General features: G+C 63.2%; 15 protein-coding genes. 8 read left to right on the forward strand and 7 right to left on the reverse strand.

The features are described from left to right. Positions 1-47: 47 nt before the first annotated feature. From K7H91_RS19595 to tgt, 3 genes are all read left to right on the forward strand, one after another. Positions 48-557, forward strand: coding sequence for a peptidylprolyl isomerase (locus K7H91_RS19595; protein WP_018063290.1), 510 nt, complete (start codon positions 48-50; stop codon positions 555-557). A 356-nt stretch (positions 558-913) separates the two neighbouring features. Beyond that, complete coding sequence (gene queA, locus K7H91_RS19600; RefSeq protein ID WP_230721904.1) at positions 914-1,984, forward strand: tRNA preQ1(34) S-adenosylmethionine ribosyltransferase-isomerase QueA; 1,071 nt, start codon at positions 914-916, stop codon at positions 1,982-1,984. Further along, positions 1,981-3,114, forward strand: coding sequence for a tRNA guanosine(34) transglycosylase Tgt (gene tgt / locus K7H91_RS19605; protein ID WP_230721905.1), 1,134 nt, complete (start codon positions 1,981-1,983; stop codon positions 3,112-3,114). The genes queA and tgt overlap by 4 nt, the downstream gene beginning before the upstream one ends. Here tgt and K7H91_RS19610 read toward each other — a convergent pair. After that, the gene (locus K7H91_RS19610) at positions 3,107-3,646 is read right to left on the reverse strand and encodes a hypothetical protein (RefSeq protein ID WP_018063287.1); all 540 of its coding nucleotides are present in this window, start codon (positions 3,644-3,646) and stop codon (positions 3,107-3,109) included. The genes tgt and K7H91_RS19610 overlap by 8 nt on opposite strands. 173 nt (positions 3,647-3,819) lie before the next feature. Beyond that, positions 3,820-4,344 carry an invasion associated locus B family protein gene (locus K7H91_RS19615; RefSeq protein ID WP_018063286.1) on the reverse strand — a complete coding sequence of 175 codons (525 nt, stop codon included), beginning with the start codon at positions 4,342-4,344 and terminating at the stop codon, positions 3,820-3,822. 226 nt (positions 4,345-4,570) lie between these two features. Here K7H91_RS19615 and K7H91_RS19620 point away from each other — a divergent pair, with 226 nt between their 5' ends. Genes K7H91_RS19620 through K7H91_RS19630 form a run of 3 tightly spaced genes read left to right on the forward strand, consistent with a single transcriptional unit; the run spans position 4,571 to position 7,740 of the window. Beyond that, on the forward strand, positions 4,571-5,812 hold the full coding sequence (locus K7H91_RS19620) for an efflux RND transporter periplasmic adaptor subunit (RefSeq protein ID WP_230721906.1): 1,242 nt from the start codon (positions 4,571-4,573) through the stop codon (positions 5,810-5,812). Between the two features lies 1 nt (position 5,813). Beyond that, positions 5,814-6,545: an ABC transporter ATP-binding protein gene (locus K7H91_RS19625; RefSeq protein WP_230721907.1), complete on the forward strand. Its 732-nt coding sequence runs from the start codon at positions 5,814-5,816 to the stop codon at positions 6,543-6,545. Continuing rightward, on the forward strand, positions 6,535-7,740 hold the full coding sequence (locus K7H91_RS19630) for an ABC transporter permease (RefSeq protein WP_230721908.1): 1,206 nt from the start codon (positions 6,535-6,537) through the stop codon (positions 7,738-7,740). The genes K7H91_RS19625 and K7H91_RS19630 overlap by 11 nt, the downstream gene beginning before the upstream one ends. 334 nt (positions 7,741-8,074) lie before the next feature. On the opposite strand, the gene K7H91_RS19635 is transcribed toward K7H91_RS19630, so the two are convergent. The 5 genes from K7H91_RS19635 to cysG all read right to left on the reverse strand — a co-directional run bounded on the left by K7H91_RS19635 (position 8,075) and on the right by cysG (position 12,941). Then, positions 8,075-8,887 (reverse strand): ferredoxin--NADP reductase, encoded by an 813-nt coding sequence (locus K7H91_RS19635; protein ID WP_018063282.1) that lies wholly within the window; start codon positions 8,885-8,887, stop codon positions 8,075-8,077. Between the two features lie 118 nt (positions 8,888-9,005). Beyond that, positions 9,006-9,509, reverse strand: a complete 504-nt coding sequence (locus K7H91_RS19640) for a DUF934 domain-containing protein (RefSeq protein ID WP_230721909.1) — start codon at positions 9,507-9,509, stop codon at positions 9,006-9,008. Positions 9,510-9,520: 11 nt separating this feature from the next. Beyond that, positions 9,521-11,176 carry a nitrite/sulfite reductase gene (locus K7H91_RS19645; protein WP_230721910.1) on the reverse strand — a complete coding sequence of 552 codons (1,656 nt, stop codon included), beginning with the start codon at positions 11,174-11,176 and terminating at the stop codon, positions 9,521-9,523. A gap of 6 nt (positions 11,177-11,182) precedes the next feature. Continuing rightward, a complete protein-coding gene (locus tag K7H91_RS19650; RefSeq protein WP_230721911.1) occupies positions 11,183-11,500 on the reverse strand; it encodes a DUF2849 domain-containing protein in 318 nt (105 codons plus the stop codon). Further along, on the reverse strand, positions 11,490-12,941 hold the full coding sequence (gene cysG, locus K7H91_RS19655) for a siroheme synthase CysG (protein WP_230721912.1): 1,452 nt from the start codon (positions 12,939-12,941) through the stop codon (positions 11,490-11,492). Before cysG ends, K7H91_RS19650 begins: the two co-directional genes overlap by 11 nt. Positions 12,942-13,155: 214 nt before the next feature. On the opposite strand from cysG, the gene K7H91_RS19660 reads away from it, so the two are divergent. After that, positions 13,156-13,743 (forward strand): nucleoside deaminase, encoded by a 588-nt coding sequence (locus K7H91_RS19660; RefSeq protein ID WP_230721913.1) that lies wholly within the window; start codon positions 13,156-13,158, stop codon positions 13,741-13,743. A gap of 34 nt (positions 13,744-13,777) precedes the next feature. Then, positions 13,778-14,614 (forward strand): nucleoside triphosphate pyrophosphohydrolase, encoded by an 837-nt coding sequence (gene mazG / locus K7H91_RS19665; RefSeq protein ID WP_230721914.1) that lies wholly within the window; start codon positions 13,778-13,780, stop codon positions 14,612-14,614. Positions 14,615-14,658 lie beyond the last annotated feature (44 nt).

A 14,658-nucleotide genomic window follows, 5' to 3' on the forward strand; every position in this document is an offset into this window, starting at 1 on the left:
CGCCTTGCCGGACCGGCAGGGCGGGCAAACCGCCACAGGAGAAAATGATGGCCGAAATCAAGGACCCGGAAAACACCTTCATCATGGAAACGACCAAAGGCAAGGTCGTGATCGAGGCGTTTCCGAACGTCGCCCCCAAACATGTCGACCGCATCCGCGAACTGGTGCGCGAGGGCGCGTATGACGGCGTCGTCTTCCACCGCGTGATCGCCGATTTCATGGCCCAGGGCGGCGATGTCGAGCACGGCAACAAGACCTCGGACAAATTCAACCCGGGCCGCGCCGGCACGGGCGCATCGAAGAAGCCCGACCTTCCGGCCGAATTCTCCGCCACCCGCCATGTGCGCGGCACCTGCTCGATGGCGCGTTCGCAGAACCCGAACTCCGCCAACTCGCAGTTCTTCATCTGCTTCACCGATGCCCCGTGGCTCGACAAGCAGTACTCGGTCTGGGGCCAGGTGATCGAGGGCATGGATGCCGTTGACAAGTTCGAAAAGGGCGAGCCGGTCCGCAACCCGGATCACATCATCTCGATGAAGGTTGCAGCGGACGTTTGATGCGGGCAGAGGGCGACGCCCTCTTCTTATCAATCTCCCCCTTGAGGGGGAGGGCTATGGCATATGGCGTAGCAGCTTGCTCCCAATACTCTCTCCCGCTGGCGGGAGAGATGCCCCGAAAGGGGCAGTGAGGGTGGATCAGCGTTTCAAATCGTGACGGCGGTCGTGGTGATAGGCTCCCCCCTCACTGTCGCTGTCGCGACATCTCTCCCCTCCGGGGCGAGAAGATTAGGGGGCTATGCGGGGAGACCATAGCCCTGCCCTCAAGGGGGAAGATTATTGGGTACAGAGCGCAACCAGCAGACCCGTCCGGCCAAGGCCGGCGGGTTTTCGAATTTGAGAAATGTCCTGATACAATGCGCGTAGACCTCTTCGATTTCGACCTGCCGGACGAGAATATCGCCTTGCGGCCCGCGAGCCCGCGCGACAGCGCGCGGCTCTTGGTGGTGCGGCCGGGCGAGGGGCTAGGCGATCATGTCGTCTCCGAACTGCCGTCCTTCCTGCGGCCGGGCGACGCGCTGGTGTTCAACGATACCAAGGTGATCCCGGCCCAGCTTGAGGGCGTTCGGCTGCGCGAGGGCGGCGAGGAGGTGCCGGTGTCGGCCACGCTGCATCTCAGGAAGGCCGACAATCTCTGGCATGCCTTCGCCCGACCGGGCAAGCGCATCAAGCCCGGCGATGTGCTGCGTTTCGTTTCCGCCGATGGCGCGACGACGCTTTCCGCGACGGTCGAGGAAAAGCGGGACGGCGGCGAGGTGGTGCTGACATTCGACGCCCGCGGCGGCGCGCTCGATGAGGCGATGATGCGCGTCGGGCACGTGCCGCTGCCGCCCTATATCGCCTCCAAACGCGCCGAGGACGGCAAGGATCGCGACGATTACCAGACCATCTACGCCCGTGAAAACGGCGCGGTTGCCGCGCCCACGGCCGGCCTGCACTTCACGCCGCGCCTGATGCAGGCGCTGGAACAGGCCGGCATCGAACGCCATTTCGTCACGCTCCACGTCGGTGCCGGCACCTTCCTGCCGGTCAAGGCCGATGACACCGACGACCATGTGATGCATTTCGAGCGTGGCATCGTTTCGGCCGAAACGGCCGCGGCGCTGAACGCGGTCAAGGCGCGGGGTGGGCGGATCGTCTCCGTCGGCACCACCTCGCTCCGGCTTCTGGAAAGTGCCGCGGCCGAGGACGGCCGGATCGCGCCGTGGGAGGGCGAAACCGGCATCTTCATCACGCCCGGCTACCGCTTCCGCGCGGTCGACATGCTGATGACCAATTTCCACCTGCCGAAATCGACGCTGTTCATGCTGGTCTCGGCCTTTTCCGGCCTTGAGACCATGCGCGCGGCCTATGCCCACGCGATCGAAACCGGCTACCGATTTTATTCCTACGGCGATTCCAGCCTGCTGTTCAGGAAAGACAGATGAGCGAAGACTTCCAGTTCACCCTGAAGGCCACCGACGGCAATGCCCGTCTTGGCGCGATCACCATGCCGAGCGGCGAAATCCGCACGCCGGCCTTCATGCCGGTCGGAACCGCCGGCACGGTGAAGGCGATGTATCTCGACCAGGTGCGCGATCTCGGCGCCGATATCATCCTCGGCAACACCTATCATCTGATGCTGCGCCCGGGCGCGGAGCGCGTGGCAAGGCTGGGCGGTCTGCATTCGCTGATCCGCTGGCCACATCCGATCCTGACGGATTCCGGCGGGTTTCAGGTGATGTCGCTCGCGGCACTGCGTGAAATCGACGAGAACAAGGGCGTGACCTTCAAGTCCCATATCGACGGTAGTGTCCACCATATGAGCCCGGAACGTTCGATCGAGATCCAGGGGCTTCTGGGCTCCGATATCCAGATGCAGCTCGATGAATGCGTTCGGCTTCCCGCCGAACGTGCCGAAATCGAAAAGTCCACCGACATGTCGCTGCGCTGGGCCGAGCGCTGCCGCGTCGCCTTCGGCGACCAGCCGGGCAAGGCGATGTTCGGCATCGTTCAGGGCGGCGACATTCCGGACCTGCGCATCCGCTCCGCGCGCGGCCTCGCCGATCTCGACCTCAAGGGCTATGCCGTCGGCGGGCTTGCCGTCGGCGAGCCGCAGGCGGTGATGCTGGCGATGCTGGAGACGACGCTGCCGGAACTGCCGGCGGAAAAGCCGCGCTATCTGATGGGCGTCGGCACGCCGGACGATATCCTGAAATCGGTGGCGCGCGGCATCGACATGTTCGATTGCGTAATGCCGACAAGGGCAGGGCGCCACGGTCTCGCCTTCACAAGGCGCGGCAAGGTCAACCTGCGCAACGCCCGCCACGCAGAGGACCTGCGCCCGCTGGACGAGGAAAGCGATTGCCCCGCGACCCGCGACTACTCACGCGCCTATCTGCACCATCTGGTGCGCTCCAACGAGTCGCTTGGCGGCATGTTGCTGACTTGGAACAATCTGCATTATTACCAGCAGCTCATGCAGGGCATTCGCAAGGCCATTGCAGAGGGACGCTACGACGATTTCGTCGCGGAAACCCAGGAAGGCTGGGCGAGGGGCGATGTCGCCGCTATCTGACCGGCGGCAACTCCCAGCGCCGGTAAAGCTCGTCAAGCGCCTTTTCACTGTGGCATTCGACTGTCGGCAAACCGGAGCGGCGTAAGGCCTCGGCGTATTTGGTCGCGCTGTTTTGGGTCTTGAACAGGATCCAGTCGATCATATCCCATTTGATGCTGTCCTGCGCGCCTTCCAGATGGCCGGCGCGTGCGGCGCGATTGACCGTGGTTCGCCTGATATAGCGCGCCAGCCGGCGCCAGCGGCTGGATGTAATGAGGATCGCGCCGGTCGCGCGCGCAAGGCGCTGCGGCATCAACCGGCTGTAATTGCCGTCCATGACCCAGTGCTCGCCCATGATGGCGTCATCGTGCAGTCTCGCGAACTCGGCCTCGGGGCGCGGTTTCCAGTCGGTGTTGGGTAGGTGCTGGAACTGATCCAGGTGGATCGCCTCGATATCCAGCTTTCTGGACAAAGCGACGGCCAGGGTCGACTTACCCGCATTGGAGGGGCCGAGGACGACGATACGCGTCCCGAGAGATTCCAGACTATGCATGAGAGATACGCAGACAGTTTCGCAGATTGTTTCTATGTGTTCCGCAGGGAACAGTGCCCGGCGGGGTCACTATAACAAAGATCACATAATGTGGATTATGGAACTTTCTGATATCGCCGGCAACAAAACTCCATTGTCGCCGGTGCTGATATTTTCTCGCTGACGAATTGCGTTTAACGCAGTTCCATCAGCCGCTTGTGCGCCGCCGTGAAACCTTTCAGCGAAGCGCCGATGCTGAGCTTTTCGCTCCCGTCGATCGGCTGAGCGATGATATTCAGCGAGCCGCCATTCTTCATCCGCTCGGCCATTGCCGCATCGAATTCGACGGGCACGAGGCAGCCCTGCGGAAGACATGTCGAAAAGCCGAATGTCTTTCCTTCGGTCGCATCATCGATCGTCAGCGTCACGCCCTGGGCCAGCGCCAGGCCGAACGGCATGATTACCACGCCCTGGATTTTGTCGTCCGGCGTCACCGACAGCTCGACCGTCATCACCCGCTGGCCGCTATCCTTTGCCACCTGATTATGGATCATCGCGCAGCGGTCGACGCCTTCGTTGGAAATGCAGGTGACGCGCCAGTCCTGATAGGTTTCGTTGAGCGAGCTTGCGCCCTCCGGCAAGGCCGAAATTGCCGGGCTTGCGGCTGCGCCGAAAAGAAACGCCGAAACGATGCCGGCTGCGATGTGACGAGGTTTCACCAGGAATCTCCCAAATCCGTCTGATTTTCGCGTGAAACTAGCATGATTCGCCGGACGCCAACACCGGCAACACGCTCGCGCGATACGCATGTTTTCGGGTTCCGCGCAAAGATGTGTGCGGCAATGATGTAGCGCCCGGTTTAATCCGCGGCAATGCTTGCATGGCCGCCGGTTCCTCGCCATAGTCGCCGGCAAATCGTAAGGCGTACAGACAGGAGAATTCCCGATGTCCTCGCACGGAAGGCGCGATGAACAGGAAGGCCATGCGCGGCCGCCCGTTCCCGATATCATGGCGATTCTCGGCGAGAACAAGCCGCGCCGACGCTTCCCCTGGGGCTGGCTGGCGCTCGTCATCGTCCTCATTGCCGCGGGCTATGGCGGCTACCGCTTCTACCAGAGCGGCGACCTGCAACTGGTCGCGGCCCGGCCCGGCTACACGACCGCCGAGGTGATCCGCGGACCGATGAACATCACCGTGCGCGCCACCGGCGCGATCGAGCCGATCAACCGCGTCGAGATTTCGAGCGAGCTTTCCGGTACGGTGAAGGACGTGCTTGTGGATTTCAACAGCGAGGTCAAGGCCGGCGACGTGCTGCTCGAACTCGAAACCGACGAATTGACGGCCGATATATTGAGCGCCAAGGCCAAGCTCGCCGCCGCCAGTGCCGATGTCGCGTCGAGCGTCTCCGATGTCGAATCCGCCAAGGCAACCATGGATCGCGCCGAAACCCTGGCAAAGCGCAATGTCGCGCCGCGCCAGGATTTCGAGGACGCGCAATTTGCCTATGCGGCCGCTGTTGCCGACCGCCAGAGCGCAGAGGCGCGGCTCGATGTCGCCAAGGCCGAGCTGGCGCTGGCGGAACTGCGGCTCAACAAGGCGACCATTCGTTCGCCAATCGACGGCGTCGTGCTTTACCGCAATGTCGATGTCGGCCAGACCTTCACGACCTCGCTGGAGGCCCCTACTCTCTTCGTCATCGCCGGCGATCTCGGCCAGATGGAGCTGCGCGTCGATATTGACGAGGCCGATGTCGGCAAGGTCGAGCCGGGACAGAAGGCAAGCTTCACCGTCGAGGCCTTTCCAGACAAGCGCTTCCCGGCCGAGATCGATTCGATCCGCTATGCCTCGGAGCTCAACAGCGATGTCGTGACCTACAAGGCGGTGCTTCTGGTCGACAATTCCGAGCGCCTGCTGCGCCAGGGCATGACAGCGACGGCCGATATTCTGGTCAGCGAATCCGAGGACGTGATCCTGGTGCCGACCGCGGCGCTGCGCTTCGTGCCGGCCGGCGTCGACGCGCCCACCTCTTCGGGCGACGAGCGCACCGCCTGGCTGCTTCGCAACGGCGAGCCGCTGCCGGTTCCGATCACGGTCGGCGCCAGCGATGGCCGCTATACCGCCGTCGTGGACGGCGATCTGCGCGTTGGCGACATGGTGGTCACGGGTAACGGCCGGGAGGTTCGATGATATGAACGCGGCTCCTCCTCTTATCGAATTCCGCAAGGTCTCGCGGATCTACGGCTCCGGCGAAGCGGAAATCGCGGCCCTGAACAGCGTCGATTTCTCGATCGAGGCCGGCGAGTTCCTCTCGATCATGGGCCCGTCAGGCTCCGGCAAGTCGACGGCGATGAACATTCTCGGTTGGCTCGACCGGCCGACCAGCGGCCAGTTCTTCTTCCAGGGCGTCGACACGACCGAACTGCCCGGCCCCAAGCTGACCCTGCTGCGCCGCCATCTGCTGGCCTTCGTGTTCCAGCGCTACAACCTTCTGCCGCGCTCCTCGGCGATCGAGAATGTCGAGCTGCCGCTGCTCTATCGCGGCATCAGCCGCACCGAGCGCCGCGAGCGGGCGGAAAACGCGCTTGACCAGGTGGGGCTCGGCGATCGGCTGCACCAGCGCACCATGGAGCTTTCCGGCGGCCAGCAGCAGCGCGTGGCGATTGCCCGGGCGCTGATCACCGAACCCGCCGTTCTGCTCGCCGACGAGCCCACCGGCAATCTCGACACCAAATCCAGCAACGAGATCATGGAACTCGTCACCAGCCTCAATGTCGATATCGGCATCACTGTGGTGATGGTCACCCATGACGAGAATGTGGCGCGCTACGCCAGCCGGCGCATGCATTTCCTCGACGGCAGGGTCGATGGCAGTTATCGGCCGGGCCGCGGCGAACGGCGGGAGGACGACCATGTTTCTTGAGATGCTGAAACTCGCGCTGCGGGCCGTTAGGCGCAATCTGCTGCGCTCGTTCCTTACCGTGCTCGGCGTCATCATCGGCGTTTCGGCGGTGATCATCATGGTCACGGTGGCGAACGGCACGGCGGAACAGGTGCGCACCGAAATCGCAAGGCTTGGCACGGATGTGCTGTTCGTGCGGCCCGGCCAGCGCGCGCCCGGCGCTGCCTCCGAAGCAGCCAAGGGCTTCACCGAGCGCGATATCGCGGCGCTCCGCAACCAGATACCGGACCTGCGCGCCGTAGCACCGCAGAACATTGTCGATGCGACCGTGGTGGCCGGCGGCAATAACCGCAAGACGGTGGTCATCGGCACCAGCGATGCGTTTCTCGACGCTCAGGACTGGACCATCGAAAGCGGCAGCGATTTCGCCGGCGCCGAGGTCGCGGCCGGCGATACCGCCTGCATTCTCGGCGCGACGGTCAAACAGACGCTGTTTGCCGATGACGATCCTGTCGGCCGCAATGTCCGCGTCGGAAATATTTCCTGCGCCGTTATCGGCACGCTCGGGGCCAAGGGCGAGGCCGGCATAGGCCGCGATCAGGACGATATCGTACTGATGCCGATCGCCACATTCCAGCGCCGCCTCGGCGGCGACAGCTATATCGAAAGCATCGTGCTCGCCGCGAAAGACGGCGTTTCCACGCAGGATCTGAAGGCCGAGGTCGGCGACCTGCTGCGCGAGCGCCGCAACATCCTGCCGGGCCGGCCGGACGATTTCGAGGTCAACGACATGACCGAGATCACCAACGCCGTGTCCGGTACGAAAAGCCACCTCACCGGTATGCTGGCGGCGATTGCCGGCGTCAGCCTGCTGGTCGGCGGCATCGGCATCATGAACATCATGCTGGTGTCGGTCACCGAGCGCACCCGTGAGATCGGCCTCAGGCTCACCGTCGGCGCGCTGGAGCGGCAGGTTCTGCTGCAATTCATCGTCGAGGCGCTGGTGCTGTCGATCTCGGGCGGGGTAGCCGGCATCGTCATCGGCCTCGGCCTCGCCTATGCCGCCGTGCAGTATCTATCCCTGCCCTTCGTCATCGACCCATGGATGATCGCCGGCGCCTTCGGCTTCTCGGCCCTGATCGGCCTGATCTTCGGCTATTTCCCGGCCCGGCGGGCAGCACGGCTCAGCCCGATCGATGCGTTGCGGTTTGAGTGAGGGAACCGAGGCCTCTCAGCCAACAATCTCCCCCTTGAGGGGGAGATGTCGCGTCTGACCTTGCCGCACAGCCCCCCAATCTTCTCGCCCCGGAGGGGAGAGATGTCGCGACAGCGACAGTGAGGGGGGAGCCTATCACCGCGAGCGCTCTAACGATCTGAAGCACTGCGCCACCCTCACTGCCCCTTTCGGGGCATCTCTCCCGCCAGCTGGAGAGAGTATTGGGAGCAAGCTGCTACCTGCTACGCCAGATGCGATAGCCCTACCCTCAAAAGGTGAGATTAAAGGCTGCTATGCCTTAGCAAAATCCAGGACTGCAAAGGGCTGAAGCGCCCTATCCCACAAAGGCCCGCTCGATCACAAACTGCGAAGGCTTGTTGTTCGCACCTTCGGTCAGGCCGGCGGCCTCCAGCAGGGCCTTGGTGTCCTTCAACATCTCGGTCGAGCCGCAGATCATGGCGCGGTCCGTCTCCGGGTTCAGCGCGGGAACGCCGAGGTCCTCGAACAGCTTGCCGCTGGCGATGAGATCGGTGATCCGGCCGGTGCGCACGAAGTCCTCGCGGGTGGCGGTGGCGTAATGGCGCAGCTTGTCGCCGACGACCTCGCTCAGGAGTTCATCGTTCTCGATCTCGTTCACCAGGTCGAAGCCATATTTGAGCTCGGCGACCTCGCGGCAGGTGTGGGTCAGGATCACCTCGTCGAACTTTTCAAACGTTTCCGGCTCGCGGATCAGGCTTGCGAACGGAGCAATCCCGGTTCCGGTCGAAAACATATAAAGCCGTTTGGCGGGCGTCAGCGCATCAAGCACCAGCGTGCCGGTCGGCTTCTTGCGCATCAGAACCGTGTCGCCGGGCTGGATTTTCTGCAGGTGCTGGGTCAGCGGGCCGCCCGGAACCTTGATCGAGAAGAATTCCAGCGTATCGGCCCAGGCCGGGCTTGCGATCGAATAGGCGCGGTAGATCGGCTTACCGTCGACCATCAGGCCGATCATCGCGAATTCGCCCGAGCGGAAGCGGAAACCGGCCGGCCGCGTCATGGTGAAGCGGAACAGATGGTCGGTATAATGCTCAACGCTCAGCACGGTCTCGCCATAAACCCCGGCGGGCAACGCAGTCGCAAGATCGTCGGTTTTGGTCTGCACGTTCATGTCTGGTCCTGTCATTCTGTCTCGTCGGCGCCTTCGATCCGCTTGCGGGTCATATCCTCCAGCGCTCAAATACTACCGCTGGCCGACAATTGCAAAGTCAGCGGAAAATTCTTGGCTTTCACGCGCCCGCCTGGCGCCGCCAACTGTAACCGGGCACCGTGGCGGCGGGTTTTGCGGCGGGCTGGTAGTAGCGCGTCACCGCCGGCAACCGCCCTTCCCCTAGCCTGCGGATCGCGGTCTCGTTGGTCACAGCGAAGCTGTCGAAGCCGCAGCGCAGCATATGCACCAGCGGATCGATCAGCACGTCGCCGATGGCGCGCAGCTCGCCGGTATAGCCCAGCCGCTCGCGCAGCAGCGTCGCCTGCGAAAATGCCCTTCCGTCGCTGAAGGCCGGGAACGTCAGCGCCACCAGCATGATCCGGTCGAGATAGGGCGCAAGCCGCGTCGGGTCATCGAACGGTCCGAGTACGACGCCGACCGGCTCATTGCCTTCGACGCCATGCTCGATGATATCGGCGTAGGGGATGAGCACCCGCTCCCCCTCGCCCGCCTTGCGCTCTTCGGTTTCCACCACCCAGGGGTCGTTTTCGACAAAGCCGCCTTCTTTCCAGATTGCAGTCATGTGCGGTCTCCTCAGGCGGCCTTGGCTTTTTCGGGATAGAGCGCGTCCTTGAAGGGTTGCGCGCCGAGCCTGCGATAGGCCTCGATGAAGGTTTCCGACCTGTCGGTCCGGAGCGAAAGATAGGTATCGACGATCGTCTCCACCGCATCGGTCACCTTCGACGGCTCGAAGCCGCGGCCGATGATCTCGCCGATCGAGGTGTTCTCGTCCGCCGATCCGCCAAGCGTGATCTGGTAGAGCTCGGCGCCCTTCTTCTCCACGCCAAGAAGGCCGATGTGGCCGACATGGTGGTGACCGCAGGCATTGATGCAGCCGGAAATCTTGATCTTCAGATCGCCGATTTCGGCCTGACGCTCGGCATTGCCGAAACGGGTGGAAAGCTCCTGTGCGAGGGGGATCGACCGCGCATTGGCGAGCGCGCAATAATCGAGCCCGGGACAGGCGATGATATCGGTGATCAGCCCGGCATTGCCGGTCGCAAGCCCCGCTTCCTCAAGCGCGCGATAGACCGCCGGCAGATCAGCGCGGGCAACGTGCGGCAGAACGAGGTTCTGTTCGTGGCTGACGCGGATTTCATCGAAGCCGTAGCGCTCGGCGATATCGGCGACCGCCTCCATCTGGGCGTCGGTCGCGTCTCCGGGAATGCCGCCGATCGGCTTCAGCGAAATCGTCACCATCGCATAGTCGTCACGCTTGTGGGCGACGGTGTTGCGGGTCAGCCAGTTGATATAGCCGGCATTGGCGGTGTCGAACCGGTCGCGCTCGCGTGCCGGCAATTCGGGCAGCGCGAAGTAGGCGCGGATCGCCTCGACGTCGCCTTCCGGCAGCGTCAATGCGCCGCCCTTTAGCGCCTCGAATTCCTGCTCGATCTGGGCCTTCAGCTCTTCGAGCCCGGTCTCGTGAACGAGGATCTTGATGCGCGCCTTGTACTTGTTGTCGCGGCGGCCGTTGAGGTTGTAGACGCGCAGGATCGCCGTCGCATAGGCCAGGAGATCGGCTTCCGGAAGAAAGTCGCGAACCTTCTTGGCGATCATCGGCGTGCGCCCCTGCCCGCCGCCGACATAGACGGCAAAGCCGAGTTCGCCGGCCTCGTTCCGCTTCAGATGCAGGCCGATATCATGGACCTGGATCGCCGCACGGTCGCGTTCGGCGCCGGTCACCGCGATCTTGAACTTGCGCGGCAGGAACGAAAACTCGGGATGCAGCGACGACCACTGCCGCAGGATTTCCGCATAGGGTCGCGGATCGGCGACCTCATCGGCGGCAGCGCCCGAGAAATGGTCGGCGGTCACATTGCGGATGCAGTTGCCCGAGGTCTGGATCGCATGCATCTCGACGCTTGCGAGATCGCGCAGGATCGCCGGAATATCGGACAGCTTCGGCCAGTTGAACTGGATGTTCTGGCGCGTCGTGAAGTGGCCATAGCCGCGGTCATAGGTGCGCGCGACATGGGCGAGCATGCGCATCTGCCGGGCATTCATCGTGCCATAGGGCACGGCAATGCGCAGCATATAGGCGTGAAGCTGCAGGTAAACGCCGTTCATCAGCCGCAGCGGCTTGAACTGATCCTCGGTGATTTCGCCGGAAAGGCGGCGCTCGACCTGATCGGTGAACTGGTCCACCCGCTGGGAAACGAAATCGCGGTCGAATTCATCATAACGATACATGAGGTCTTACGCCTCCACGCGTTCTGGTTTGGCGGCGGCATAGCCGGCCGCGTAGGGAATGGTCGGGCCTTCGGCGCGGATGCGCTCGCGCAGCCTGAGCGGCCAGATGCGGCCGTCGGGACGCTCCTCGACATCGATGACGGCAAGATCGACCACCTTGTTGGCCGAGAAGTCACGCTTGCCGATCTCATCAAGGCTTTCGATCGCCGCGTCGTGACGGGCGACGAGCGCTGTCTGCAGATCCTCGCACCAGCGGCCATTGGCATCGAGCCAGACGGCCAGACCGTCGGTCAGGCGATTTGCGGTCAGAACCTTAGCGGACATGGGCAACTCCTTTGAATTTCGTCTGGGCGACCTTGTTATCCTGCGAAAGCGCGCTCGAATGCTTCAGATTGGCGCCGGCGACCGCGTCGCCGATGATCACCATCACCGGGCCGGCGAGGTCGTCGCGCGCTTCCAGCAGCGCCATTTCGGACAACACGCCGTGAAACAGGCGCTGGTTGTTCCGGCTGGCGTTCTCGATCACCGCGATCGTGGTATCGGCGGGCACGCCCGCCTCCTGAAGCCGGGCGCCGAGTTTGGCGGCGACGGAACGGCCCATATAGACGGCAATAGTGGCGCCCCGGACCGCAAGCGCGGCCCAGTCCGGCAGGGTGTCACCATTGAGGTCGTGGCCGGTCGTAAAAACCAGGGTCGAGGCAACGCCGCGCAGCGTCAGCGGCAGTTCGAAATCGGCCGCCGCCGCCGTGGCCGAGGTGATGCCGGGCACGACCTCGTAGGAAACCCCGGCCGCGCGCAACGCCGCCATTTCCTCGCCGGCACGGCCGAAGATCAGCGGATCGCCGGATTTCAGCCGCACGACGCGCTTGCCTTCTTTCGCAAGATCGACAAGCAGGTCGTTGATTTCATTCTGAGACTTCGAATGACAGTTCTTGCGCTTGCCGACGGCGATACGCTCGGCATCGCGCCGGCCCATATCGACGACGGCCTGGGGCACGAGCGCATCATAGGCAATCACATCGGCTTCCATCATCAGCCGGTGGGCGCGGATCGTCAGCAGGTCCTCCGCGCCCGGCCCCGCGCCGACAAGCGCCACATGACCGGAAACCTCGGCTCCGTCCGCGATGATCTCGTCGGCAAGGCACTCGGCCTCGAGCGCCCTTCCCTTTTCGATGGCATTCGCAACCGAACCGTTGAAGAAGCGCGACCAGAAGGCGCGGCGCGGCGCACCCCGCGGAATATTGGCATCAACCTTGTCGCGCAGGCGATTTGCAAGCTGCGCCAGCGGGCCGAGCGAGCGCGGCAGCATGGTGTCGATCTGCGCCCGGATCATCTGGGCCAGCACCGGACCGGCCCCCTCGGTGCCGATGGCGACGGCGATCGGAGGACGCGTGACCAGAGCGGGCGTATAGAAGTCGCAATCGTCCTTCTGGTCCACGGCGTTGACAGGGATGGAGGCCGCACGGGCCGCCTCGGCGATCAGGTGGTCCTTGTCGCTGATTCCTGTCGCGGCAAACACCAACACCGCGCCTTCGAATTGCGCGGGCGAGAAAGCGTCCTCCACCAACTGGTAGCCGTGCTCGGCGAGAAACGCGCGGTAGTCGTCCTCGGCGTTTTCGGCGTAAGCTGCAATCACGGCAGAGGTCTTTGCCATCAGCCGGGCCTTGGCGAAAGCCTCGTCGCCGCCGCCGAAAATCGCGACCTTGCGGCCATCGACCCGGAAAAACGCCGGGAAAGTCGTCAACAAATCGTCTTTCGTGCCCATTGCGCACAGTCCTTCTCAAGATTGGCACAACAATCGCTCTGCGGCGGCAATGTTTGAAGAAACGAAAATGCGCGGGCGCGCGGGATGGAACATTTCATTCCTCAATTCCGCGCAATGCAGGGCAAATTTGCCCGCTGGGCCAGGCCGAGGCTTGCGCTCGCCCGCCAATGCCCCTTTAAGTCAGGCTATGCAACCTTCTGAACGGGGAATCGACGTGGACGACAAGACCCTTACCGACCGCCTTCTCGCCGTGATCGAAGACGATATCCTGCCCAAGACGCTCAAGGGCGTCAGCGGCGGCAACAAGGTTTTCGGCGCGGCCATCCTGCGCAAGGACGATCTCTCCCTGGTGATCGCCGGCACCAATGCCGAGACCAGCAATCCGCTCTGGCACGGCGAGGTCCACACGCTGAAACAGTTCTACGAACTGCCCGACCCGCCCGCCACGCGTGATCTTCTCTTCCTCTCGACCCATGAGCCCTGCACCATGTGCATGTCGGCGATCACCTGGGCCGGCTTCGACAATTACTTCTATTTCTTCAGCCACGAGGATTCGCGCGACAGCTTCGCCATTCCCCACGACCTGAAGATCATGAAGGAACTTTACGGTCTGGAGCCCGGCGGCTACCGCCGCAAGAACGCCTTCTTCACCGCGCGCTCGATCATCGACATGGCGGATGCAAGCGCGGAGCCGGCGCGCAGCCGCTTCATGGAACGGATCGACGGTATCCGCAAAACCTACGCCCTTGCCTCCGACACCTATCAGGCCCACAAGGGCGAAACCAAAATACCGCTCGGCTAACGCCCGGCCCGAAAGCAATACGGAGTCTCAAACCGTGGAAGCCTCCCGCGACATCACGCGCCTTCTGGACATCATGGCCGCCCTTCGCACGCCCGAAACCGGGTGCCCGTGGGATCTGAAACAGGATTTCGACAGCATCAAGCCTTACACGATCGAGGAAGCCTATGAGGTGGCGGACGCGATCGAGCGCAAGGATTTCGACGATCTCTGCGACGAACTCGGCGATCTGCTGCTTCAGGTCGTGTTCCACGCCCGCATGGCGGAGGAAAAGGGGCTATTTTCCTTCGGCGATGTCGTCCACGCGATTACTACCAAGATGATCCGCCGCCACCCGCATGTCTTCGCCGTCAACGCGGCGGATACGCCGGAAGCGGTCAAGATCCAGTGGGACGAGATCAAGCGGCAGGAGAAGGCCGAGCGCGCCGAACGTCGGGCGAAAAACGGGATCACCGAAGACTTCAAGGCCGGCCATCTCGGCGGCGTCCAGCGCTCCTTCCCCGCGCTGACGGAGGCGCTCAAATTGCAGGAACATGCCGCCCGCGTGGGCTTCGACTGGTCCGAGCCGGAGCCTATCCTCGCCAAGTTCGAGGAGGAAATCGGCGAGTTGCGCGAAGCGCTTCAGTCCGATGACAGATCCCGAATTTCCGACGAACTCGGCGACCTGATCTTCGCCGCCGTCAACCTCGCCCGCCACACGAAGACCGATCCCGAGCAGGCGCTGCGCGGCACCAACACCAAATTCCGCCGCCGCTTCAACCATATCGAGGAATCGCTCAATGCGTCGGGAGAAACCCTCGACGCCGCCACGCTGGAACGCATGGAAGCGCTCTGGCAGGATGCCAAGGCGATCGAGCGGCAGCTTTCCGAATAGCCGGAACTTTTTTCGTCGTCCTCGTCTTTTGGCCGTTGACTTAG

This window comes from Martelella mediterranea (genome assembly GCF_021021415.1).
Classification (GTDB): Bacteria; Pseudomonadota; Alphaproteobacteria; order Rhizobiales; family Rhizobiaceae; genus Martelella; species Martelella mediterranea_C.